The sequence below is a fragment of the Acinetobacter lactucae genome (assembly GCF_013344765.1).
GTDB classification, from domain to species: Bacteria; Pseudomonadota; Gammaproteobacteria; order Pseudomonadales; family Moraxellaceae; genus Acinetobacter; species Acinetobacter lactucae_A.
The window spans coordinates 1-23,730 of record NZ_JABVBF010000031.1 but is presented as its reverse complement, the minus strand read 5'-3'; the positions used below and the strand labels follow the sequence as shown (position 1 = coordinate 23,730).

Here is a 23,730-nt window from a genome sequence, read left to right as displayed (position 1 = left end):
TAAACAAACTATTTAATTATTAAATGATAAAAATATATAAACATCCTTAATCATATATTTTAAATGTATTTTATATTAATACTGATCTGCGCGTGTAATACGTTTAAGCTCAGGATTTTCCTGTTCACGTTTTAATCTTTCTACAAAAGTAAGAGCTTTTTTAATTGGTTTACCGTGTTGAAATAAAATCATTTCACCAGGTTGATAAGCCGTCCAACTTTCATTATGAGTTAAAGGTTCAGTTGTTATTACTGCCACACGATCTTCAGGAGTTGTTACCTGACTAAAGTCAACTTCAACATCTAAATCAATTAAATGAGCCTGATTAAATGGATATTCTCGAACGAGCCAATGTAATTTAGTAATCGCATAACTAAATAATGCTTTGCCATTAGATAGACAATAATTAAATGTGCCATATTCAGCAATTTTTGGAGAAATTTTTTCTAATACTTCAAAGATTTGCTCAAGACTTGGTTCTTGATAGCCAAATACTTCAACGAGTTGATCAAGCAAATAACAAAATGCCCGCTCGCTATCGGTATTGCCTACTGGTGTGAAATGTCCACTTAAGGGCGGATTAAAGTCATGCAAATCGCCATTATGAGCAAAAATCCAGTGTCGTCCCCACAACTCACGAATAAAGGGATGTGAATTTTCTAAAGTGATTTTGCCTTGAGTCGCTTTACGAATATGCGCGATCACGTTGCGTGATTTAATAGGATAATTACGAATAAGGTCGGCAATTGGAGATTCAACTGCCGACTGGTTATCAACAAATAAACGGCACGCCTTATCTTCGAAAAATGCGATGCCAAATCCATCACTATGATCTGAGGTAATTCCTGCACGCTGTGAAAAACCACGGAAGGAAAAAGTAATATCCGTTGGTGTTGCACAATTCATTCCTAATAGCTGGCACATATCGCTTTTAAACTACTTCTAATTACCCCATCTGCTCTATTGTGCATGAGAGTAAAATGGCTTGCAAATCTCAATATGTGCTGGCTATTACAAAATAGGAAATATTACTAACGCTGCACCATTTTATTCATTACAAATGAGGTCGCGACTTTATTCACCTCAAGAAATACAAAATAATCTAAACAGTTAAATTCTTCATCAAAAAATGCCTGTTTCGATAGTTTTGACTGCATGCTCAAATACATTTGGAATAGCTTTGGCATACGTTCATCTTGTGGAAAGCTAAACTCAGGATATTCAGGTTCATAGATCTTTTTCGAACGAATATCAATCGTTTTGCTTTCAGATAACTGTTGAATCTGGCGATGTGTGTAATACGCTCTAGCTAAATTATCTTGCAAATGAATACTGACACAGCCCATTAAATATTTAGCGCGCATTGACCATAACACTTTCGGTGCAAGGTTTAACCACAGCATCGACAATGCCTTACCATTACGAAAGCGAGGATGTACACAAGTACGGCCTATTTCTAATACATTTGGAAGATGAGATAATTGAGGAACAATATCAAACTCATGTGCACTGTAACTTTGTGCAATTTCGTGGCCTTGGAATAGTTTTAAACGAGTATACGCTACGATTTCTCCAGTCCACTTTTCACGCAAGACCGCATGTTCACAACCAAAATCGTAAATATCTTGGTCTAAGTTATCTTCAAACTTGATTCCGAATTGTTGGCTAAATTGTTGTGCACGAAACCGTTGTACATCTTGTAATTCTTTTAAATTATCAACCCACTCAAAACGAAATTGCGTCTGATTTATTGCTTTATTACGATTTAAAGGTAAAGTCCAGGTTTGGCGATATTGATTAAATTTTTCCAGCATAATGAACGCTCCTAGTGACACCCCCTACACTAGTCAAAGCTCATGACAAAAAAATGACTAAATTAAAATGGTATAAAAAAAGATCACATAGAGTGATCTTTTTATTAAGAATAACCGATGTCTTAAGCTGTTTTAGCACGGTTAGAAATCAGTGTTCCAACACCATGATCAGTGAAGATTTCAAGCAATGTTGCATGTGGTACACGACCATCAACAATATGTGCACTGACAACACCGCCTTTAACAGCATCAAGCGCACAGCCTACTTTAGGAATCATACCGCCATAGATCACACCAGTTTCAATGAGGCGATCAACTTCTTGTGTCGTAAGGCCAGTTAACAGATTTTTATTTTCATCAAGCACACCACTAATATTGGTGAGCAAAATTAATTTTTCAGCGCCTAATGCTTCTGCAACCTTACCTGCAACTAAATCAGCATTAATATTATAAGTATTCCCTTCTTCATCTACACCTAGTGGTGCAATAACTGGAATAAAGTCACTTTGGGTGAACATTTCCAATACATCTGTTTTAACGCCGGTCACTTCACCCACCATACCCAAATCGATATGTTTGATAGAACCGTCTTCCTCTTGCTTTTCCATGAGCAATTTACGAGCGCGAAGTAAATTACCATCTTTACCCGTTAAACCAATCGCACGTCCACCGTGTTTATTAATCAGATTAACGATTGATTTATTTACGCTACCGCCCAACACCATTTCAACCACTTCCATGGTTGCAGCATCAGTTACACGCATACCATCAATACGGTCAGATTCACGGCCTAACTGCTTTAAAAATGAGTCTACTTGTGGTCCACCACCGTGAACAACAATCGGATTTAATCCTACCGTTTTAAGTAAAACGATGTCTCGGGCAAATGAACTTTCAAGCTCCGGATCAGTCATCGCGTTGCCACCGTATTTCACCACCAGCGTTTTACCAGTAAAGCGTTGAATATACGGCAAAGCTTCAATCAAGATTTTTGCTTTGTCGACACCGATATGCTGATGTTGTGGCATTACGCCTCTCCTTAGTTAGGCCTCTGAAAGTTCTTGTGCAATTTGTGGATAATGTTCTTGCAACATATCCACAAATTTTTGCTGGATTTCCTTTAATCGTAAAGGATTATCTGCATCAAATCTTACTGTAAAGTATTCACCAGTATTTGATGCTCGAATAATGCCAAAACCATCATCAAAATCAAGACGTACGCCATCAATTTTACTAATACGTGCCCCTAAGCGATGACTTAAAATCTCAATATCTTGTAATACATATTTTGGATCGGACTGATAAGTTCCAATATACGTATCTTCTGTACAACATCTTTCCGGGTATGGAGCAAATAATTCAGAAATTGTAGCGGCGTCAGATTGAGTAAAATACTCCATTACTCGTAGTGCCGCATATAAACCATCGTCGTAGCCAAAACCACGGCCATCATTAAACACATAATGACCTGCATATTCTCCACCAAAAATGGCACGCCCATTCGATTGAGATAAATAAGCTCGTAGGAAGCTACTTCCCGTACGGATCATTTTTGCTTTTCCACCAAGTTTCTCAACAGTCTCTTGAACCATACGTGAACATTTCACATCAAAAACAATTTCTTGCTCTGGATGTTGCTCAAGGCACATTTGTGCAAAAAGCGATAATAGGCGGTCTGCTGTCAATATCTGTGCTTTTTCATCGACGAGAACAACACGGTCTCCATCGCCATCAAGAGCAATGCCAATATCCGCCTGCTGCTCAATGATTGCTTTACGCAAATCACCTAAATGTGCTGCATGTGACGGATCTGGCGCATGATCTGGAAACTCTCCATTTGGATTGGTACGTAAAGCGATCACTTCACAGCCCATTTTTTCTAAGATTAGTTTTGAACAATGCCCAGCCGAACCATGCAAACCATCTAAAACAACTTTTAAAGGACGTTTTAACTGTATATCTTTAAAAATAGCTTGTTGGTATTTTTGGCAGAATTCGGCTTTAAATTGAGGTACGGTTAACTCAAGTACAGAAATTGAATGATTTGATACATAGGTTTGGGCTTCTTCACCCACCTGTTGAATCATTTCTGGAGACGGGGGTTCACCTTTTAAAATCCACTTAATACCATTATCCGATTTTGGATTATGGCTTGCGGTCACCATAATGCCATTGCCACCAAAATCTCGGGCAATGTAGTACATCATGGGTGAGGAACAACAACCAATATTAGTAACTTTAAAACCTTGATCTATTAAAATTTCTTCAATTAGGTGTGCATATGCTGGACTAGTGAGACGGGCATCATAGCCGATCACTAATTGAGTTTGTTCTGCTTGTTTGTATTGTTGTGCCAATCCGTAGGCAATTGAACGGACAACGTCCGTGGTTAAGTAAGAAAGTTTGCCTCTAATATCGTAAGCACGAAAAATACTTTTTGGAAATGAGTGTCTTACATTCATAGCGTATCTTCTATTTAAAGATCAATTCGATCTATCGCAAAAACATAGATTATTCAAAATTTTTGAAAGGTTTGTTTGCTAAAAAAGTTAAAAGAATATGAGTAAAGCGTGTTGTAATATAATCCATTGTAACATTCAAGATGTAAAAAGAAACGCCTGTTCGACAGGCGTTTGATTTTCGTTAATATTTTCAAAAAACTTATTGTTTCCCTGTGTGACCAAAGCCACCAGCACCACGTAAAGTTTCTTCAAATTCTTCTACTTGTTCAAATTCAGCTTGTACAACTGGCACTAAAACATACTGTGCCAAACGCTCGCCTGGCTCTAAACGGAATGTGCTTTGACCACGGTTCCAAACAGAAACCATCAATTCACCTTGATAATCCGAATCAATTAAACCAACTAAGTTACCAAGCACGATACCGTGTTTATGACCTAAACCTGAACGCGGTAAAATTAAACCAGCAAAATTTACATCATGAATATAAATTGCCATACCTGTTTTAACTAAAACAGTTTGACCTGGTTCAATATCAATTGCTTCATCTAAACAGGCACGTAAATCTAAACCGGCTGAACCTGCTGTTGCATATGAAGGTAAAGGCCATTCTTTACCTAAACGCGGATCGAGCAATTTCACTTGAACTTTCATGGGATTTCCTAAAAATTAAAAAAATTAACGCTTTAATAAAGCTTTTAAATTTGCCAGATATTGTTGAGCCTGTTCTTTAGGGTCAACATTAGCCGCAATTTTCTTTTTACGCCCTAACCACTCAAGCTCATCTTGCGGAAGCTCATCAAGGAAACGGCTAGGCGTCATTTGTTTCATCTGTCCGCCATTTTTACGCTGTTCAGCTAACGTTAACGTTAAACCTTGGCGTGCACGTGTAATTCCCACGTACATGAGACGGCGCTCTTCCTCAATGGTTTCTGCTGCAATCGAGTTCTTGTGAGGCAATAGCTCTTCTTCAAGACCCATAATATACACATATGGGAATTCCAAACCTTTTGCTGCATGCAAAGTCAGTAGGTTAACTTTGTCTGTATCTTCTTCTTCCTGCTGCTGTTCTAACAGGTCAAGTAGAACCAATTTTCGAATGACACTTTCAATGTTCTTTTCATCAACGTCTTCTGCGCGGTTAATCAGATTTTGAATACTGGTAAATAAGTTCTCGATATTATCGAGTTTACTTTTCTCTTGTGCAGGAGTTGCTGACTGTTCGCGAACGTAATCCATATAACCCGCTTCGTTCATCATTTGACGAACTTTAGGTACAGGCTCATCATCTTCCAACAGCTCACGAGTAAATGTCGCGATAAAGTCGGCAAACTCATGAAGCTGTGTTTCCGCCTTTTTAGGAAGCACCATGCTTAAACGCTGATCAGCAGAAGCACCAAGTAAAGACAAATTATTTTCTTGTGAAAATAAACCTAGCTTCTCTAGAGTAACAGGGCCAATCGCACGTTTAGGTGTATTAATAATACGTAAGAACGCACTGTCATCTTCAGGGTTAATAATAAGACGTAAGTAACTCATCACGTCTTTAATTTCTGCACGCGCGAAGAATGATGTACCGCCAGAGAGTTTATAGGGAATTTGCATTTGGCGAAGCTGGGTTTCTAATACACGCGCCTGAAAGTTCCCGCGATACAACACAGCATAATCTTTCCAGTTCTTACCGTTCATCAGTTTATGAGTAAGTAAGTCCTTGACCACACGCTCTGCTTCATCGTCATCATTACGACATGTAATGATTCGGATGACTTCACCATGCCCTTTATCACTCCACAATTTCTTATCAAAAATATGTGGGTTATTTTGAATCACACAGTTGGCAGCTTTTAAAATACGGCTGGTCGAGCGATAATTTTGCTCAAGCTTAATAATATGTAAATTTGGGAAATCCTGTTTAAGCAATGCCATGTTTTCAGGCTTAGCACCACGCCATGCATAGATTGACTGGTCATCGTCACCCACCGCAGTGAACTGCCCCATTACCCCAACTAACAGTTTGACCAAAATATATTGGGCCGTATTGGTATCTTGATATTCATCAACCAATAAATAGCGAACACGGTTTTGCCATTTATCACGTACTTCTGCATTTTCTTGCAATAAACGTGTTGGCATAACAATCAAGTCATCAAAATCAACAGCGTTGTAAGCACGTAAATTACGTTCATAAAGTTGGTAAAGATGCGCAAACTGTACATCTTCAGGTGTTTCACAAGTCGAATGTGCTTGCTCTGGCAAAATCAGATCGTTTTTCCAATCTGAAATTTTCTTCATTGCCTTGGCAATTAATTCTTTGCTTTCTGCACCCGACAAGTTATCTCGGTGCATCAGATCCATCAAAATACGTTTACAGTCATCTGCATCTAAAATCGAAAAATTGGCTTTTAAAGGTAAATTTTTAAGTTCTAAACGTAAAAGGTTTAAACCAAAAGTATGGAAGGTAGATACGGATAAACCTTTTGATTCTTCACGTGATAAAAGCTTGGTCACGCGCTCTTTCATTTCACGGGCAGCTTTGTTCGTGAAGGTCATCGCGGTTATACGATGCGCTGGAATACGGCAATGCTGCACCAAATAGGCAATTTTACGTGTAATTACGGATGTTTTACCTGAACCAGCGCCAGCAAGCACCAATAAAGGGCCCTGAGTATATTTCATGGCTTCTTCTTGCTTGTTGTTCAGTTGACTGGCAGATGACATCGGGTATTACCTCTTAATTTTTCGAGCATGATTATAGTCATCTCTGTTTTAGAATCCCAATAGTAAATCTATGGATATGTATAAATGATGTCTAATAATGCAATTTGTGCGCCGCAGAATGTCGTGATTATTTCTTGTACTTCACTCATAAAAAAACCACCCGAAGGTGGTTTTTAACACAATAATTTAAATCTTATTGTTTTGCATAAATGCTGATTTCTACACGGCGGTTTTGTTCACGGCCAGATGCAGTTGAGTTGTCTGCGATTGGGTTAGATGAACCATAACCTTGCGCGTCGATACGGCTAGCAGATACGCCTTGGCTTGCTAAATAACTACGTACTGATTGAGCACGTGCTTGTGATAATGGAATATTGATAGAGTCATTACCAGTGTTATCAGTATAACCAGTTACAAGAATTGCACTCTTGTTATCTTCAGCCAAAGTTTGAGCCACTTTGTTTAAAGTTGCATAGAAGTTTGGCTTGATGTTTGATTTGTTTGTATCAAAAGTAATACTACCAGGCATGATCAATTGAACAGAACCATCTGGGTTACGACCAACGTCTACACCAGTACCCGCCATTTGTTGACGTAATTTTTTCTCTTTCTGGTCAAGATATACACCACCAGCGGCACCAAGAACTGCACCAATTGCTGCAGCACGGTTATTTTGACGGCTAGAGTTTGCATTTGACTTAGAAATACCGTAGCCCGCTGCTGCACCAATTAAAGTACCTAGTGCGGCTTTATCGTATTCGACGCCACCAAGATTATTACCAGTTGTTTGACAACCAGATAATACTACTGCTGCCCCTACCACTGTTGAAATAACTAATGCACGCATTGCATGCCTCCTCACTTTGTGTGTTTTGTTGTCTGGATGAATGATGAAACAAAAAGGAAGTATAAAACATTGATATTTTGTTAATAATAAACAGTTTAGTTACTTTTTTGTAATATTTTGATGCACTTTCAGATGCCAGCTCATCACAATTTCTTCATTGTTGTCTAAGATGTCGTTGTATTTCATATTACGATAGTTATAGTTAAACAACTTTTCTATGGATTTTAGACATTCGGGGTCTTTTTATATGTCAACTGCACCCAATAAGCAATCTGCGCTAAAAAAAATTACACGTGGGCTGACTGTAGGTACGGTCATTACAGGAAGTACTTTTTTTCATGGCCCACCTGTTCTTGCATTAGGTCTAACCAAACTATTTAAAAAATCAAAGAAGGTTGATGAGACCAATATCCAAATTGCTAACAACTGGATTAATGTCAATAATCGCCTAATTAATAGTGTTTTACCTAATCTGAAATGGGACATTACCATTGATGAAAGACTTGATCTGAATATGCAAGGTCGTTATCTAATGACCTGTAATCATCAAAGTTGGGTGGACACTACTGTAAATCAATACTTTGGGTTAACGCGTATGCCACTCACTCGTTTCTTTACTAAGTGGGAACTCATCTTTATCCCTTTTGTTGGGCAAGCCTTTAAAATTTTAGGCTTCCCAATGATGAAGCGTCATACCAAAGAACAGATTGCAAAGAATCCTGAACTCAAAGACCGTGACATGATGGAAGCACGTAAAGCCTGTGAACAGCTTCTAAGTCAGCCATTTACATTACTAAATTATTTGGAAGGTACGCGTTTTACTCAAGAAAAACATGACCAGCAAAAATCGCCATATAAGCATTTGCTTAAACCCAAAGCAGGCGGCTTGGCACTTGCATTAAATATCTTGGGTGACAAAATTGATGCCTTGGTTGACATGACTATTGTCTATCCTGATGGTGTGCCGGGATATGGTGATTTCTGGCTCGGGGATGTTTCAAAAATTGCGGTAAATTTGCGTAAAATCGAAATTCCAAACTGGGTTCTTGGTGGAAACTATGAAGATGACGCGGCTTATCGTGAACGTTTCCAGCAATGGGTTCATGAAATTTGGACCGAAAAAGATCAACTTATTGAGCAAATGAAATCTCAATATACCCCTGCAAACATTTAAGAAAGCACTCGTTATTATGCAAAACAGTTCTGGGAAAAAAACCAAATACCATCATGTAGATCCAAACAGTCTTTCATTTAAGCTGTTTTTGGTCTACGACATTTTTATGGTGTTTATTATCATTTTTAACCTGTTCTGTCTTGCGACTAATTTCTTTCTAATGAGCAGTATTGGGGCATGGTTCTTTGAACATATCCATTTGCCCCAAGTACTCAGTTTTTATCGTACTACACTGCATCCGTGGGTAATCACATCAGAAGCATGGTTTATTGGTTTTTTAATTATTGAGTTGCTTGTCCGCTGGGCTATTGCAATCATCAATAAACACCATAAGCGTTGGTTCTTTTTCCCGTTTATTCACTGGTATGAAATTTTAGCGATTATTCCACAGCTCCGTTTTTTACGTTTGTTTCGGGCCGGAATTATTGCTTATCGCTTACATGAGTTGGGTTATCCGGTTGTTCCGGAAAGCTGGCGGAAAACTGGCTTATTTTACTATCGCGTCGTAATGGAAGAGTTATCTGACCGCGTTGTACTTACCGTGATTGATGGCATTAGAAATGAACTTGAGACTAGCTCTAGTCATAAGCAGATTATTCACGACTTAGTTAATCATCATCGTGAGCAGTTTACGTTGGCCCTCACCTCTCTATTACAAGAATCCTTAGCCACTGCTCTAAAAGAACAAAAGCCTGCCATTACAAAAAGTGTTGGTAAAATTGTAGATCAAGCGATTATTGATACTCCTGAACTCACTCAATTATTACGTTTAATTCCTTTAGTTGGTGGACGTATTGAGCAACAGATTCAAAGTATCGGGCAAAGATTAGGTGAAAATATTAGTGCAGGTTTAATTGAACCTTTAATTGAGGGCTCACCAAATAATCCGAATCCTACTTATCAATTGATTTCTCAAAAAATTAGTGAAGTAAATATTAATAATCGTCAGCTTGAGCAGTTGGTTGAATCTGTCGTATTCGAAACACTGGAGTCTGTACGTAAACAAGTCAAGGTCAAACAATGGCAACAAACCCTTGCGGAGTATGATCGAATCAAAGAATAAGCATTTATTTAATTTTTTATGAATCACGCTAGAGAATTGGCACGAATTGTTCTAGCATTTGCCCTATTTACAATAAACTTAACGATATTACAGCTCGTTTAACGCCTTGAAGGAAGACTTATGGCTGATATACGGATTACCGGCAGAATGGTTAACTTTAGCAGGATAACCTTCGATACCAATGATCATGATGTGATCCGCCAGCAATTATCAAATATTTTAAATGAAGGTTCCTATCAAGGAACTTTAGTGATTATTGACAGTACAGTTGAGCAAGAGTTAATTGCATTAATTCAACTTCTGGTGAGCTTAGGTTTACAACCAATGGCGGTAATCGACGGTATTTTAGGAGATGACGCTCGCGCTATTCAATTCCCTGTTTTACCGGCTGATCAACCATTACAGCGTATTAAAGCGACAGCTGAACAAGTGGCGATTGTAGAAAAACCTACTAACGCCCCTGCCTCGTCTTCAGTAGAAACAAAAAAACCACTAAACAAGATAGCGGTCGCTCATATTACCTCTTATCATGATGAAATTTTGCGTACAGGCCAATCCCTTGTACAAGATAACGGCGATATTATTTTAAAGGCTGGCATGAATAGTGGTTCCGAGGTGATCGCTTCAGGAAATATACATATTTATGGCACAGTTCGTGGTAGAGTCATTGCTGGTGCGGGCGGGCACGCAGCTGCACGCATTTTTTGCCAATCTTTAGAGGCTGAGCTCGTTTCCATTGCCGGAACGTATTGCGTCGCAGATGATATCCCTAAACATGTGGTAAAAAAACCAGTACACATTTATTTAAATGAAAAGCAAGAGCTTGAATTTGAAGCCCTAGAACTTTAATTTATTAAGCAAATCACCAAAAAACAGCCCTTTTAAGGGTGTATGACCATAATAGGAGTGGATTCGGTGGCCAAAATTGTTGTCGTAACATCAGGCAAAGGTGGTGTAGGTAAAACTACAACGAGCGCATCTTTTGCAACAGGTTTAGCCCTTCGTGGTCATAAAACTGTTGTGATTGATTTTGATGTAGGCTTACGTAACCTTGATTTAATTATGGGTTGTGAGCGTCGTGTTGTTTATGATTTTGTTAATGTTATTAATAACGAAGCACGTCTGCAGCAAGCCCTTATTCGCGATAAAGATATCGAAAACCTTTATATTTTACCGGCTTCACAAACACGTGATAAAGATGCGTTGAGCGACGAAGGTGTTGCTCGTGTTATTGATGAGCTATCTCAAGAGTTTGATTACATTATCTGTGATTCACCTGCTGGTATTGAGCGTGGGGCGATTTTAGCCATGTATCATGCAGATGAAGCTATCATTGTGACGAACCCTGAAATCTCGTCAGTACGTGACTCTGACCGCATTATTGGTATGTTAGATAGCAAAACCAAAAAAGTTGAACAAAACGAAGGACGTATACGTAAGCATTTATGTATTACTCGTTTCAACCCTGAACGTGCTGACCGTCAGGAAATGCTAACAATTGATGATATTTCTAAAGATATTTTACGCGTACCGACATTAGGTGTTATTCCAGAATGTCCAAGTGTATTACAAGCATCAAACGAGGGTAAGCCAGTTATTCTGTATTCAGAAACTAAAGCTGGTCAGGGGTATGATGATTTGGTTGCACGCTTCCTTGGCGAGGACCGTCCTTATCGACACATCACAGCTCAACCTAAAGGCTGGTTAGCACGACTATTTGGAGCGTAGATATGGCAGGATTCTGGAGTAAATTATTTAGCAGTGAAGAAAAACCATCAAGTGCTCAAACTGCCAAAGATCGTTTGAAAGTTATTGTTGCTTCTGAACAAGGTTTAGGCCGTCGTTTAAGCCAAGACAAAATTGATCAAATGAAAAAAGAAATCATGCAAGTGGTTAGTCGTTATGTTAGCGGTGTAGGTGAACAGCATATTCAAATGCAAGTTCGCTCTGAAGCTAATATCGAAATGTTAGAAATGAATATCAATTTACCTGAAGAACGATAATTCTATTTCTGACTATTCAATAAATCAGAATCAAGGCAAAATAACGCAAGTTATTTTGCCTTTTTTAAAATGAGGAGATTGTCATGGCATTATCACAGCCAGCAACTTTCAATGAAGAATGGTCCGATGAGCGTGTTTTTGCCTACCTCAACCAACTTCCTCCAAGTGGTGTGAATGCAGATTTTCATGTGCTCTACCATGCTTTCAAACATATGCGCCCGACAGACTATGAGCGTCTTTTAACGCAATTTGTTGCAGACGGACGTGACATTAATGCCAAAGACCCTGAAGGCCAACGCATCCATGATGTAATTGCAAAGTTTCCGCGTCAATCGGCACCATTTTTAGAAGTTCTAGCAAAGTTTGCTTAAAATAAAAGCCTCTTTAAGAGGCTTTTTTCTTATCTAAATTCATCGATTGCCAATCAGGAAAATACCAAATACGGTAAAAATACCACCTGAAATACCATCAATCCATTTTGAAAAATTACGATAAGCTGTTCTAAAACTCGGTAATGAAAAAATAAAAGTCACAAAGCAAAACCATAAAATTGTCTCGACTGTGACAATAATAAAAAGTAGCCAGTGAACCTGATCAAGTTGAGGATTAGCTAAAAATAAAGAGAAAACACTACCAAAATAAATGACCGCTTTCGGATTTGATAGATTGGTTATCAGGCCTTTAATAAAAAATAAGTAAGGTGCTTTTGGTAGCTCTACAGCGACATTGCCCTCTTGCTGATTTTTTGAAAAAGCCGAACGTAACATCTGATAGCCTAGCCAACACAAATATAAACCACCAGCGATCAGCAATCCTTGCTTTAACCAAGCCATTTTCTCAAATATAAGATTTAATCCCATCAGTGCCAAACAAGCCCAAAACATAACACCCGCAGTTATACCAGCGACCACTAACATAGCGTCTTTACGAGATCGACTAATGGCAGTTTGAGATACAAGAAAAAAATCAGGCCCAGGAGTAATAAGTGCACAAAAGTGGATAAAGGCTAACGTAATCAGAGCTAATAACATGTCTTTCTCCTGATTTAATTGATTGTTATTTATTTAGGGAAAATACATTAGCATTTTTTACTAGACGATAAAATCTTAAAGTCATTTATAAATAGGTTTACTTTTATTTAAGTTATAAAAAAGCCTCCGAAGAGGCTTAAATGATATTGTCTTAAACTAAAATGTCCCGCTTACCATTAGGGCCCATTGCGCTCACAATGCCATTCTCTTCCATTTGATCAATGATACGAGCGGCACGGTTATAACCAAGACTAAACTTGCGCTGTAGCGACGATGTAGAAGCTTTACGAGTTTCTAAAACAAATGACACGCATTGATCATAAAGTGCATCTCGGTCAGACCCACCTTCACCCTCTTCAAAGCCACGTGATGCTGGTTCTTCATCAAATGGAGTCAAGATTTCATCAATATAGTCGGGCTCGCCACGTTCACGCCAAGCATCACAAATACGGTTTACTTCATCATCACTAATAAAAGCACCATGGACACGTTCTGGCTCAATTTTACCTGGTCCTAAGAACAGCATATCACCATGACCTAACAAATCTTCTGCTCCACCTGCATCCAAAATTGTACGCGAGTCAATTTTACTGTTTACACGTAGTGCTACGCGCGTTGGAATATTGGCTTTAATCAAACCGGTAATAACATCAACAGATGGACGTTGAGTTGCAAGCAATAGGTGAATACCAGCAGCACGAGATTTTTGCGCCAAACGGGTAATCATTTCTTCTGCTTTTTTACCCACTTGCATAATCATGTCAGCGAACTCATCCGCAACAATCACAATAGATGGTAATGGGGTTAAACGAGGCGCACGTTCTTGTGTAGCCGAGTCACTTGGCTTCCAAGTCGGATCAATTAAGTCTTCACCATTCGCAATCGCTTCTTCAACTTTACGGTTATAGTCACTTAATTTACGAATTTTTAAGAACGACATAAGCTTATAGCGACGTTCCATTTCATTAACACACCAGTTCAAGGCACTTACCGCATCTTTCATGTCAGTAACAACTGGAGTTAATAAATGTGGAATATCATTATAGTTTGCAAGTTCTAGCTGTTTTGGATCGATTAAAATTAAACGTAATTGGTCAGGCGTATATTTAAGTAACATCGACAAAATCATCGAGTTGACTGCAACCGATTTACCAGAACCTGTCGTACCAGCAACCAACATATGCGGTGCTTTCGCTAAATCAGTGAGTACAGGATTACCTGAAATATCTTTACCCATCGCCATGCTAATTAATGCACTTGGGTCACGATATGTTGGTGTTTCTAATAATTCAATTAAACGTACCATTTCACGGGCACTATTTGGCACTTCAATACCAATGTATGGCTTACCAGGAATTACTTCGACCACACGAACAGATGCCATCGACATCGAACGCGCTAAGTCACGTGAGATATTTGTTACCTTAGAGGCTTTAACACCCGGCGCCAAATCTAGTTCAAAACGAGTAACAACTGGCCCTGGTTGAGCCTCTACAACCTGAGCTTTTACGTTAAATTCTTGCAATTTAATTTCAAGCAATTCAGACAAACGAGAAAGCTGCTCTTCTGTAAAGTTAACTTTCTTATTTGGGTCTACCTTATCGAGTAGATCAAGGCCCGGTAAAGTTGGTAAATCCAAACGCTTTTTCGCAACTTGCATTGCACGAGACATTGGGCGGCCTGATGCATCTGTTAATGGTGCATCAAAATCGAAATCGTCTTCATCAAAATCAGAATTTTCCTGCGGTTTTCCAGCAGTTTCTTGCCAAGCTTCAATAAATTCTTCTTTTGAAAGTTTATCGGCCTGAATTGTCGTTTGGATAGGAGCTTTTACAAATGCTGAAGACTGAGCATAACTACTTGCTCTTACAGGCTCTGCTGGAACAATGTCTTCATCTATTAATAAATCATCAAAATCTTCAAAAATTTGTTCGTTTGACAAATTCTTAGGTGACTGATTTAAATTCGAAATAGACGAAGACGTTTCATTTGCAATGTTAACAGATTGAGAATTCGGTTCTGCTTCTACATGTTGATCTTGAACAAACGGTGTATGCACATCTGTTGCAGTTTTACTGTTTGGAACCGCAGCAAGCAATTCATCAAATATCTCATCATCATTCCAATCAAGACCATTTAAGTCTTGTTTAAATGTAGGCTGATTCTGATTCACTTGAGAAATTGTTTGCTGGAATTGCTCATGAGAAGGCACTTGCTCGGTTGAATCATCAGCTGCTCTTAAAAGTGCATCAATTTCTTGCTTATGACTCGCATCATCACGTTGTAAAGCACGCCATACTTCACCAGTCGCAACTAAACGTTGGCTATCTTTTTCAAGTTTATGAGCTTGCTCAAGCGTATGCTCAAAGTTTTGAGTATTAACAACTGGCGTATCTGCTACAGGTTCAGAGCGACTCTGTTCTTTCGCTAGCACGTCTGCAAATAAACGCTCAGCAACTACATCATGTCGTGTTGTTTGCGCTTGAACTGTTTCAGATGGAACACGTACTTCTTTCTCATCTGAAGTATTAGCATTTTTTTCTGCATTTTCTGCTACTTTAACCACTGCTGCTTTGTTAGCAGGTTGAGTTGTTAAGTCATAATCCGACTCACTCGGAGGTACATTCTTATAAAACAAATCTTGTAAATAACTTGGTGTAGCTTTGAGCGTAACCCATGTTTTACTCCATTGCACCCCAAATGCAAGAGTAAACAACACTACTCCGAAAACCAGTAAAAATAAGGTTGCACCGTAAATTGTTAACAATTGAGATAGGCTTTGACCTAGCTCATAACCAATAATTCCCCCAGCTGCATTATCTAAAGTATCTGCCGGCACATTCCAGTGTAAATAAAGTAGGCTAGATACAACTAAAATTAAGAAGAATTGTGCAGCATAACGAAATGGGCGGTTTAAGAAACTACGTGGCCACCAAACCTGAATTGCTTCAATAAAAAGGAAAATTGGAATAAGCAAACTTGCCCATCCTAAAAAACCAAACAGCAAATCTGCAATCCACGCGCCAGCAATACCACTTGCATTGGATACTTGCTGAGTATCACTGGAAATATGCATCCAGCCCGGGTCAAATGGCGTATATGTTACTGTTGCCAGAAACATATAAATACCAAAAGAAACCAAGAATAATGTCATCAATAAGCGCTGTGCATAAACACTTGACACCGCAGTCATATACTGTCCTGTAACCCATTTAATTATTGGTTTAGAGATGTGAAGAACTACATTTTAGATCTTCAACGAATGAACTTTATATTATGCACTTGTTCTTACAAAAAAGGTGCATGATTCTTTACAGTTGTTGTTAACATAAGGCACTTCTATATTGTTATATAACTTAATTCGATTGACCTGATCAATATTATCCACATCGATTTCACGCTATTGGTCGGCAAATTCACGTATAATTTTCAAAATTCTCGAAATAAATAAGGATACCCTCAATGAGTGCTCGTCATTCTCGGTTAATTATTCTCGGTTCTGGCCCTGCGGGCTATAGTGCAGCTGTATATGCAGCACGTGCAAACCTTAAACCTACTTTAATTGCAGGTTTACAACTAGGTGGGCAACTTACAACAACAACCGAAGTTGACAACTGGCCGGGCGATCCTGAAGGTTTAACAGGTCCTGCATTAATGGATCGTATGCAAGCACATGCTGAACGCTTTGGTACAGAACTCGTCTATGACCATATTAACGAAGTTGACTTAAATGTACGTCCTTTTGTTTTAAAAGGTGACATGGAAGAGTACACATGTGATGCTTTGATCATTGCAACTGGTGCTACAGCTCAATATCTTGGCCTAGAGTCTGAACAAAAATTTATGGGTCAAGGGGTAAGCGCATGTGCAACATGTGATGGTTTCTTCTACAAAAACCAGAAAGTAATGGTTGTTGGTGGCGGTAACACTGCTGTTGAAGAAGCACTTTATCTATCAAATATTGCTTCACATGTAACTTTAGTACACCGCCGTGATACTTTACGTTCTGAAAAGATTTTGCAAGATCATTTATTTGCCAAAGAAAAAGAAGGCAAAATCAGCATTATCTGGAATCACGAAGTTGAAGAAGTATTGGGTGACAATACTGGGGTAACTAGTGTTCGCCTTAAATCAACTCAAGATGACTCTAAGCAAGACGTAGAGGTTCATGGTCTGTTCGTTGCGATTGGTCACAAGCCAAACACTGGAATGTTTGAAGGCCAATTAAACCTACGTGATGGCTACATCCAAGTACAAAGTGGCACGTCTGGTAATGCAACAGCAACTTCTGTAGCTGGTGTTTTTGCTGCTGGTGATGTGGCGGATAGTATTTACCGTCAAGCGATTACTTCTGCTGGGTCAGGTTGTATGGCAGCATTGGATGCTGAGAAGTATCTTGATAATTTAAACTAATTTACATTAAGCTTAAAAAGCCACCATTTTTATGGTGGCTTTTTTGGTTAAATAATATATACAATCAAAAATATGGCTTTATTTAACAACAATTATATTTTGGATGAATTCATGACAATAACATGGACCAATGGCTACCAAACTGAAGTAAATTATACCTATGGATATTATCGTGATCTTAGCCCTAACTTCCAAAAATTCTGCTTACTTTTAAATGGGATAGACAGTCCTGATATTCAAACAAATCAAACACATTGTGAACTTGGCTTTGGACAAGGTGTCAGCATCAACATACATGCAGCCAGTATTGATGCCAATTTTTACGGTACCGACTTTAATCCCGCACATGCAGCTCATGCCAATCAATTAGCTCAACATAGCCAAACTAAGCCTTATTTTTTTGATGATAGCTTTGAAGAATTATTAAATCGAAATGATTTACCCATGTTTGATTCAATTAGCCTACATGGAATATGGAGCTGGATAAGCTATGAAAACCAGCACATCATTTTGAAATTCATTCGCAAATACTTAAAACCCAATGGTATTGTCTACATCAGTTATAATTGCGTAACGGGTTGGGCTGCCAATATGCCAATACGCGAGTTATTTCATAGCCATTTTAAATTTAATAGTAAAAGCACAAACCCACTGCAAAAAGTGAATGAAGCATTAAATTTTAGCGAAGAACTACTCAAACAAAATCCAATATTTGCTCAAAAAAATCCGAATGCTCTGCAAAAAGTAATCGATCTCAAACAACAAAATCCAAATTACTTAATTCATGAATATTTGAATCAAGATTGGCAATGCTTTTCATTTCAGCAAGTTGTTAGAATCCTAGATGAAATTAAATTATCTTACGCTGGGTCTACAGACTTGGGGACACATCTCGATAACATTAATTTTTCAGAAGAACATCAGCAATTTTTAAATGCGATTGAACACCCGATTTTCAAGGAACAGTGCCGAGATTATTTTGCCAACACACAATTTAGACGAGATTTATTTATTCGAGGCAAAAATAATCTAACCCCATTACAAGTCCAAGAAAAACTCCGAAAAACAGCATTTGTGCTTTTAACAGCCAAAGAACAATTACCAAATAGCATTACAGGTTTATTGGGAACATTTAATTTGATAGAAGAAATTTATCAACCAATTGGCAATCGATTTGCTGAAGTTAATTATAAACCGCTAACAATTGCAGACTTAGAGACTAATTTTCCAGAACTTCACTATGCAAAAATTTTAAATGCGCTCGTTATCCTGTGCCATCTTGGATTAGCTCAACCATGTCAAAATAATGAGCCATCTCAAAAAATGTTCGAGCATTGCCACAATCTAAATCATTACATTTTAAAACAAGCGAGTTTTCATCAAAACTATAGCGTTTTAATTAGTCCAATCACAGGCATTGGTATTCCGACTGAACATTTTCATCAATTATTTTATCGTGCACATTTTATAGATGGTTTAACTACTGCAACAGATTTTGCTTACTATGTGCAAGATGTCATCCAACAGCTTGGATGGTTAGTTCTAGATAAAGATGGTCAAACGGTTTCAGATCAAGTTAAAAGCATTGAAATTATCCAATCTAAAGCCCAAATATTTTTAGAAAGTAAAAAGCTGGAAATCGCGAAACAATTGCGTTTATTTAATTAAATACTGATGATCAAATGGTGAAGTACTAGATTTGCCATTCGACCTTTCTTAGATTAGTTTAATCTGAGCGTATCCTGTATTCATTTTATTATGCATCCACTTCCACTTTCTCAATTCATTTTCCCTGATCCCATTGAAGCCGATCCTGATGGGCATGGTTTAATTTGTATTGGCGCTGACCTCTCCCCTTCTACGCTATATGAAGCTTATACACATGGTCTTTTTCCTTGGTTTAATGAAGATGAACCTATTTGTTGGTGGAGCCCAGAACCTCGTTGTGTGATTTATCCTCAAAACTATAAACCAAGTAAATCGCTTATTCGGAACATGAAAAAGCACGATTACACCATTACGGTCAATCACGCCTTTGAACAAGTTATTCGCTCTTGCTCTTTGCCAAGAAGTTATGCAGACGAAACATGGATTAGCGAAGATATTATTCAAGGCTACTGTGAGATGTTTAACGCGGGCTACGGTTACAGTATTGAAGTCTGGCAAGAAGAGGATCTTGTAGGAGGCTTATACGGTGTTACGATTGGCAAAGGGTGTTTTGGTGAATCAATGTTTAGTAATGAAACCGATGTTTCAAAAATGGCTTTTTATACATTAATGCTTATAGGACAAGAAAATCAGCTACCATGGATAGACTGTCAGCTTGTAAATAGTCACTTAATTAGTCTGGGAGCCAGTACACTTTCTCGTCAAGACTACTTAAAATCGTTACAAGATGTAATTATTCACCCCTCTATCAATTGGAAAAAGTATCAAGAACGTGTATTTTCAAGTAAAACAATAGCATTAGATGCAAAATTAATGGAATGATAACAGGAGGGACCAATCATGAAATCATATCACCCGAAGTCCCTTTTAAATGATCTGCAGTATTATATTACTCCACCTCATGATTGTAGCTACCTAGAAAATAAATCAGCACGCATGGTGTTTTTAGATCCCATTCATCGAATTGATGTGGTCACTCTTTCAGAACTTTCTCGATTAGGCTTCCGCCGTAGTGGTGACTTTGTTTATCGCCCTGAATGTCACTTATGTCGACAATGTTTGTCTTGTCGCGTCCCAGTTGCCGATTTCCAAATGAACAGCATGCAAAAAAAAGCATGGAAACGAAATCAAGATCTCACCATGACAGTTCTGCCTACGCGACAAGCAGCACAAATTCATTATGATTTATACGAACGCTATATTAATGAACGCCATGCAGATGGTGATATGTTTCCGCCAAGCTTAGATCAGTTTGAAAAGTTTTTAGTACATAGCTGCACAGATAGTTTTTTTCTTGAGCTTTGGAAAGATAATCGTCTAATTAGCGTTTCTACTTGCGATCTAATGGACGATGGTCTATCGGCTGTTTATACATTCTTTGACCCAGATGAGCATCGCAGATCACTTGGTGTCTACTCTATTCTTAACCAAATTGAATATGTGAAATCACTCGGTTTAGAATATCTCTACTTAGGCTATTGGGTGCCGCATTCAGCTAAAATGAACTATAAATCGCAATATACACCTTTAGAGCTTCTACTCGATGGACAATGGCGCCGTTTAAACAGGTCATTATCACCAGAGGAAATTCAACAGCTAGGAACGTCTCTTATGACCACGTTACCTTCTGAATGGAATAATTTAATCATTAAATAAAGATGCGAAATCATCTGTACAGGTTTTTACCATAATCACCGCATGTTCCCGCCCACCATCTTGGGTAGGATAATAATTGCGACGCAGGTCAATTTGGTGAAAGCCTGTTTTTTCATATAAACTGATAGCGGCTTTATTACTTTCTCGAACTTCTAAAAAGATTTGTAGGGGCTGATTTTCTAATTTTTCAATCGAAGCATTTAATAACTCATATCCTAATCCCTGCCCTTGCATTTCAGTATCCACAGCCATGAGCAATAAATTCGCTTCATCCAAAACAGGCTGTAAAATACAAAACCCAACCACTCTGTTTTGTGACTCAATCACTGTACATTGATAAGAGTTCAAAGATTCAATAAATTGCTGTTTTGACCACGGATGGGTCTGAACTGATTTTTCAATTTGAACAACAATATCCACATCAGTGTTTTGCATAATACGAATCATGAGTTTCAACGCAATGAAGATTCTAAAGTAGTGCGTATTATAAAAACTTCCCAAGAAAAAACGAGAAAAAAAAAGGACAATTAAATTGTCCCTTTTTTCAGTATTTTTTAAAGGCCTAGTTTTTCACGCCACGTTGCCAGCAATGCTGTGGTATCCGAGTCATTTGGATGAAATTTTGGTCTTAAAAAATCAAGTAGCTCTGGAATTTGACGAGTCATAAAACCTTTACGACCATACATGAACTTAAGCATGTACTTCGTATCTTTCCAAGTTAATTTATCATCAGTCTTAAGTAACTTAGCGGTAAAATAAGACTGAGTTGCGAAGATTAAAGCCATTGCAATAATCAAGGCTGTTGAACGCATAAAATAAGCTTTCGGACCTTGTCCATACATGCTTGTATACACATCAAATGCCACAGCTTTATGTTCATTTTCTTCAACTGCGTGCCACATCCACAAATGATACATAGTGTCGTCTTGGAACATGGCCTGAATTTCAGGGTTTTGTAAAAGTTCAGCTGCAATGGTCGATGTGAAATGCTCTAGAGCACAGGTTCCAGTCAAATCAATCATTTCTTTGGTATAGCCAAAAGGTTTCATTAATTTGGTTACAACAGCTGTACCCATCTTAATGACTTTTCCTGTTTGCTTTTCCATATGGCGCACATCATAACCATAAGCCTGTGCTGAAGCATTAAATGCTAAATGCTCTTTCGAATGCATTGCTTCTTGACCAATAAAAGCACTAATTTCTTTTTGAAGATCTGGATCAGCAAGCTTTGGATCATTTCGAACAGCACGCGTACTATTTACAAAGAACTGCTCACCTTCTGGAAAAAGGGCCGATAATGCTGTCATAAAATGTGTTAATGCTGCATCATAATTTGCCCAATAGCGTGGGACCTGAGCAAATTCAAAATCCATACGACGCACAGGGAAACTAGCGCCAGCACGATTGGAAATATTTACCTTAGCATTCATCTCAGACTCCTTTTATGTGAATAGCTAATTCACATATAACTTTATTTATTTTCTTAATATTTATAATCATACGTCTTTCGATGTACCAATTAAGTGCAGATGAGGACAGAGAAATATCAGATGAGGTCATTAATAACCCCATAAAGGTGCATAGACTTACTTATACTTATGGTTAGCAAATAATACTTAAAAAGAAAAAAGGGCTACTCATGAGCCCTTTCAAATCAACATAGATTTAAATTACAAACCTAGTTTTGCTTTCCATGTTTTCAATAGACCAACGGTATCTAGGTCATTTGGATGAAAACCAGGTTTAAAGTAAGCTAACATTTCCTTAGCCATACCACTAATAATGCCTTTAGATGGGCTATATCCATATTTATAAATTACTGATAGTTCATCTAAATTTAACTTGTTATCTTGCTTTAATAAACGAAGCACAAAAGATGACTGAATCAAAAAGATTAAAGTCATAGCAAACACTAAAGAGCTAGTTCGTAAAGCATAAGCTTTTACACCTTTACCAAATACACCTTCGTATACATCAAAAGCTACGGCTTTATGCTCATTTTCTTCAATAGCATGCCAATACCACATGGTAGACATTGTCTCATCTGTCATAAGCTCTTGAATGTGCTTATTGACCAATAATTGAGAAGCAATGGTAGCAGTAAAATGCTCAAGAGCCGTTGTAGCAGTCAGGTCAACCATTTCTTTTGTCATACCGAAAGGTTTAACAATTTTTACGAAAGCTTTAATGGCTGTTTGAATCGCCGTATCGGTAAACTTCTCTAACGTTTCTACATCGTGACCAAACTTTTGAGCAGAAGCATTGAAGTTCACATGCTCTTGAGTATGCATTGCTTCTTGCCCAATGAAAGCACTAATCTCTTTTTGCAGTGCTTCATCATCTTTAATCGCCGGGTGATAACGTACTGCTCGTACACTATCTATAAAGAATTTCTCACCAGCCGGAAACAATGCTGACAATGCAGTCATAAAATGTGTGAGTCCAGCAGAACCATTCATCCAATATTCTGGTACATCATTAAAGTCAAAATTCATACGACGTACTGGAAAGCTTGCACCTGCACGATTCGTAATATTCACTTTAGCATTCATACCCAAAGCTCCTTAGTAAGTAACCTTAGTTACTCAAACTTTATTGTTCGTTTTCTTGATTCTTATCATACAAATTTAATAAAAAGGATTAAGTGTAAATAAGGACATTGAAATATCAGTTAAGGCCAGCTTTTATAGTGATTGTTAGACAATTAAATATAAAAAAAGCGCTCTAAAAAGAGCGCTTTTTTTCACTGAAAGTGATTATGCAGTTACTTTCGCAACAACACCAGCACCTACAGTACGACCACCTTCACGGATCGCAAAACGTAGACCTGGGTCCATTGCGATTGGGTGGATTAATTCTACTGACATTTCAACGTTGTCGCCT

At 38.1% G+C, this 23,730-nt stretch carries 22 protein-coding genes and 1 pseudogene; 10 read left to right on the top strand and 13 right to left on the bottom strand.

The genetic code is table 11. From position 1 onward, the window contains the following. Positions 1–75: 75 nt before the first annotated feature. The 7 genes from HUN22_RS05410 to HUN22_RS05380 all read right to left on the bottom strand — a co-directional run bounded on the left by HUN22_RS05410 (position 76) and on the right by HUN22_RS05380 (position 7,839). On the bottom strand, positions 76–924 hold the full coding sequence (locus tag HUN22_RS05410; RefSeq protein WP_174726806.1) for a class II glutamine amidotransferase: 849 nt from the start codon (positions 922–924) through the stop codon (positions 76–78). A gap of 107 nt (positions 925–1,031) precedes the next feature. Next, positions 1,032–1,814, bottom strand: a complete 783-nt coding sequence (locus tag HUN22_RS05405) for a GNAT family N-acetyltransferase (RefSeq protein WP_174726805.1) — start codon at positions 1,812–1,814, stop codon at positions 1,032–1,034. Positions 1,815–1,936: 122 nt separating this feature from the next. Continuing rightward, positions 1,937–2,842, bottom strand: a complete 906-nt coding sequence (gene argB, locus HUN22_RS05400) for an acetylglutamate kinase (protein WP_003653251.1) — start codon at positions 2,840–2,842, stop codon at positions 1,937–1,939. Positions 2,843–2,857: 15 nt separating this feature from the next. Beyond that, on the bottom strand, positions 2,858–4,276 hold the full coding sequence (locus HUN22_RS05395) for a phosphomannomutase/phosphoglucomutase (RefSeq protein WP_174726804.1): 1,419 nt from the start codon (positions 4,274–4,276) through the stop codon (positions 2,858–2,860). A gap of 199 nt (positions 4,277–4,475) precedes the next feature. Beyond that, a complete protein-coding gene (gene dut, locus HUN22_RS05390) occupies positions 4,476–4,928 on the bottom strand; it encodes a dUTP diphosphatase (RefSeq protein WP_016144530.1) in 453 nt (150 codons plus the stop codon). Between the two features lie 24 nt (positions 4,929–4,952). Continuing rightward, entirely contained in the window at positions 4,953–6,992 is a 2,040-nt protein-coding gene (locus HUN22_RS05385; RefSeq protein WP_174726803.1) for a UvrD-helicase domain-containing protein, read from the bottom strand. Between the two features lie 193 nt (positions 6,993–7,185). Then, on the bottom strand, positions 7,186–7,839 hold the full coding sequence (locus HUN22_RS05380; RefSeq protein WP_005070886.1) for an OmpA family lipoprotein: 654 nt from the start codon (positions 7,837–7,839) through the stop codon (positions 7,186–7,188). A gap of 247 nt (positions 7,840–8,086) precedes the next feature. Here HUN22_RS05380 and HUN22_RS05375 point away from each other — a divergent pair, with 247 nt between their 5' ends. The 6 genes from HUN22_RS05375 (at position 8,087) to HUN22_RS05350 (ending at position 12,450) form a co-directional block, all read left to right on the top strand. Beyond that, on the top strand, positions 8,087–9,013 hold the full coding sequence (locus HUN22_RS05375; RefSeq protein WP_174726802.1) for an acyltransferase: 927 nt from the start codon (positions 8,087–8,089) through the stop codon (positions 9,011–9,013). 16 nt (positions 9,014–9,029) lie between these two features. Continuing rightward, positions 9,030–10,076, top strand: a complete 1,047-nt coding sequence (locus tag HUN22_RS05370) for a preprotein translocase subunit SecA (RefSeq protein ID WP_174726801.1) — start codon at positions 9,030–9,032, stop codon at positions 10,074–10,076. A 120-nt stretch (positions 10,077–10,196) separates the two neighbouring features. Next, the gene (gene minC / locus HUN22_RS05365) at positions 10,197–10,925 is read left to right on the top strand and encodes a septum site-determining protein MinC (RefSeq protein WP_174726800.1); all 729 of its coding nucleotides are present in this window, start codon (positions 10,197–10,199) and stop codon (positions 10,923–10,925) included. Positions 10,926–10,991: 66 nt separating this feature from the next. After that, positions 10,992–11,804, top strand: a complete 813-nt coding sequence (gene minD, locus HUN22_RS05360) for a septum site-determining protein MinD (protein WP_005303142.1) — start codon at positions 10,992–10,994, stop codon at positions 11,802–11,804. Between the two features lie 2 nt (positions 11,805–11,806). Then, the gene (gene minE, locus HUN22_RS05355; protein ID WP_000896934.1) at positions 11,807–12,079 is read left to right on the top strand and encodes a cell division topological specificity factor MinE; all 273 of its coding nucleotides are present in this window, start codon (positions 11,807–11,809) and stop codon (positions 12,077–12,079) included. Between the two features lie 83 nt (positions 12,080–12,162). After that, positions 12,163–12,450 (top strand): PA4642 family protein, encoded by a 288-nt coding sequence (locus HUN22_RS05350; protein ID WP_174726799.1) that lies wholly within the window; start codon positions 12,163–12,165, stop codon positions 12,448–12,450. 39 nt (positions 12,451–12,489) lie between these two features. Here the strand turns inward: HUN22_RS05350 and rhtC are convergent, their stop codons facing one another. Both rhtC and HUN22_RS05340 read right to left on the bottom strand, forming a co-directional pair. Beyond that, a complete protein-coding gene (rhtC, locus tag HUN22_RS05345; protein WP_174726798.1) occupies positions 12,490–13,110 on the bottom strand; it encodes a threonine export protein RhtC in 621 nt (206 codons plus the stop codon). Between the two features lie 151 nt (positions 13,111–13,261). Continuing rightward, positions 13,262–16,303 (bottom strand): DNA translocase FtsK, encoded by a 3,042-nt coding sequence (locus tag HUN22_RS05340; protein ID WP_174726797.1) that lies wholly within the window; start codon positions 16,301–16,303, stop codon positions 13,262–13,264. A 269-nt stretch (positions 16,304–16,572) separates the two neighbouring features. Here HUN22_RS05340 and trxB point away from each other — a divergent pair, with 269 nt between their 5' ends. From trxB to HUN22_RS05320, 4 genes are all read left to right on the top strand, one after another. After that, positions 16,573–17,523, top strand: a complete 951-nt coding sequence (gene trxB / locus HUN22_RS05335; RefSeq protein ID WP_174726796.1) for a thioredoxin-disulfide reductase — start codon at positions 16,573–16,575, stop codon at positions 17,521–17,523. Between the two features lie 111 nt (positions 17,524–17,634). Next, positions 17,635–19,191 carry a class I SAM-dependent methyltransferase gene (locus tag HUN22_RS05330; protein WP_174726795.1) on the top strand — a complete coding sequence of 519 codons (1,557 nt, stop codon included), beginning with the start codon at positions 17,635–17,637 and terminating at the stop codon, positions 19,189–19,191. 90 nt (positions 19,192–19,281) lie between these two features. After that, positions 19,282–20,013, top strand: coding sequence for a leucyl/phenylalanyl-tRNA--protein transferase (aat, locus tag HUN22_RS05325; RefSeq protein ID WP_174726794.1), 732 nt, complete (start codon positions 19,282–19,284; stop codon positions 20,011–20,013). An 18-nt stretch (positions 20,014–20,031) separates the two neighbouring features. After that, positions 20,032–20,847 (top strand): arginyltransferase, encoded by an 816-nt coding sequence (locus HUN22_RS05320; protein ID WP_004703325.1) that lies wholly within the window; start codon positions 20,032–20,034, stop codon positions 20,845–20,847. On the opposite strand, the gene rimI is transcribed toward HUN22_RS05320, so the two are convergent. From rimI to HUN22_RS05300, 4 genes and pseudogenes are all read right to left on the bottom strand, one after another. Continuing rightward, a complete protein-coding gene (gene rimI / locus HUN22_RS05315; RefSeq protein WP_174726793.1) occupies positions 20,833–21,294 on the bottom strand; it encodes a ribosomal protein S18-alanine N-acetyltransferase in 462 nt (153 codons plus the stop codon). The two genes, HUN22_RS05320 and rimI, sit on opposite strands and share 15 nt — an antisense overlap. Positions 21,295–21,401: 107 nt before the next feature. Then, a complete protein-coding gene (locus HUN22_RS05310) occupies positions 21,402–22,277 on the bottom strand; it encodes a metal-dependent hydrolase (protein ID WP_002121736.1) in 876 nt (291 codons plus the stop codon). Positions 22,278–22,517: 240 nt separating this feature from the next. After that, on the bottom strand, positions 22,518–23,399 hold the full coding sequence (locus HUN22_RS05305) for a metal-dependent hydrolase (protein WP_016144516.1): 882 nt from the start codon (positions 23,397–23,399) through the stop codon (positions 22,518–22,520). Positions 23,400–23,603: 204 nt separating this feature from the next. After that, a pseudogene (locus HUN22_RS05300) lies at positions 23,604–23,730 on the bottom strand (hypothetical protein); the annotation flags it as partial.

What these genes read in the sequence shown, in the direction of transcription:
- HUN22_RS05410 (WP_174726806.1), bottom strand. Translation starts at nt 924, where the DNA reads ATGTGCCAGCTATTAGGAATGAATTGTGCAACACCAACGGATATTACT.
- HUN22_RS05405 (WP_174726805.1), bottom strand. Translation starts at nt 1,814, where the DNA reads ATGCTGGAAAAATTTAATCAATATCGCCAAACCTGGACTTTACCTTTA.
- argB (WP_003653251.1), bottom strand. Translation starts at nt 2,842, where the DNA reads ATGCCACAACATCAGCATATCGGTGTCGACAAAGCAAAAATCTTGATT.
- HUN22_RS05395 (WP_174726804.1), bottom strand. Translation starts at nt 4,276, where the DNA reads ATGAATGTAAGACACTCATTTCCAAAAAGTATTTTTCGTGCTTACGAT.
- dut (WP_016144530.1), bottom strand. Translation starts at nt 4,928, where the DNA reads ATGAAAGTTCAAGTGAAATTGCTCGATCCGCGTTTAGGTAAAGAATGG.
- HUN22_RS05385 (WP_174726803.1), bottom strand. Translation starts at nt 6,992, where the DNA reads ATGTCATCTGCCAGTCAACTGAACAACAAGCAAGAAGAAGCCATGAAA.
- HUN22_RS05380 (WP_005070886.1), bottom strand. Translation starts at nt 7,839, where the DNA reads ATGCGTGCATTAGTTATTTCAACAGTGGTAGGGGCAGCAGTAGTATTA.
- HUN22_RS05375 (WP_174726802.1), top strand. Translation starts at nt 8,087, where the DNA reads ATGTCAACTGCACCCAATAAGCAATCTGCGCTAAAAAAAATTACACGT.
- HUN22_RS05370 (WP_174726801.1), top strand. Translation starts at nt 9,030, where the DNA reads ATGCAAAACAGTTCTGGGAAAAAAACCAAATACCATCATGTAGATCCA.
- minC (WP_174726800.1), top strand. Translation starts at nt 10,197, where the DNA reads ATGGCTGATATACGGATTACCGGCAGAATGGTTAACTTTAGCAGGATA.
- minE (WP_000896934.1), top strand. Translation starts at nt 11,807, where the DNA reads ATGGCAGGATTCTGGAGTAAATTATTTAGCAGTGAAGAAAAACCATCA.
- HUN22_RS05350 (WP_174726799.1), top strand. Translation starts at nt 12,163, where the DNA reads ATGGCATTATCACAGCCAGCAACTTTCAATGAAGAATGGTCCGATGAG.
- rhtC (WP_174726798.1), bottom strand. Translation starts at nt 13,110, where the DNA reads ATGTTATTAGCTCTGATTACGTTAGCCTTTATCCACTTTTGTGCACTT.
- HUN22_RS05340 (WP_174726797.1), bottom strand. Translation starts at nt 16,303, where the DNA reads ATGACTGCGGTGTCAAGTGTTTATGCACAGCGCTTATTGATGACATTA.
- trxB (WP_174726796.1), top strand. Translation starts at nt 16,573, where the DNA reads ATGAGTGCTCGTCATTCTCGGTTAATTATTCTCGGTTCTGGCCCTGCG.
- HUN22_RS05330 (WP_174726795.1), top strand. Translation starts at nt 17,635, where the DNA reads ATGACAATAACATGGACCAATGGCTACCAAACTGAAGTAAATTATACC.
- aat (WP_174726794.1), top strand. Translation starts at nt 19,282, where the DNA reads ATGCATCCACTTCCACTTTCTCAATTCATTTTCCCTGATCCCATTGAA.
- HUN22_RS05320 (WP_004703325.1), top strand. Translation starts at nt 20,032, where the DNA reads ATGAAATCATATCACCCGAAGTCCCTTTTAAATGATCTGCAGTATTAT.
- rimI (WP_174726793.1), bottom strand. Translation starts at nt 21,294, where the DNA reads ATGATTCGTATTATGCAAAACACTGATGTGGATATTGTTGTTCAAATT.
- HUN22_RS05310 (WP_002121736.1), bottom strand. Translation starts at nt 22,277, where the DNA reads ATGAATGCTAAGGTAAATATTTCCAATCGTGCTGGCGCTAGTTTCCCT.
- HUN22_RS05305 (WP_016144516.1), bottom strand. Translation starts at nt 23,399, where the DNA reads ATGAATGCTAAAGTGAATATTACGAATCGTGCAGGTGCAAGCTTTCCA.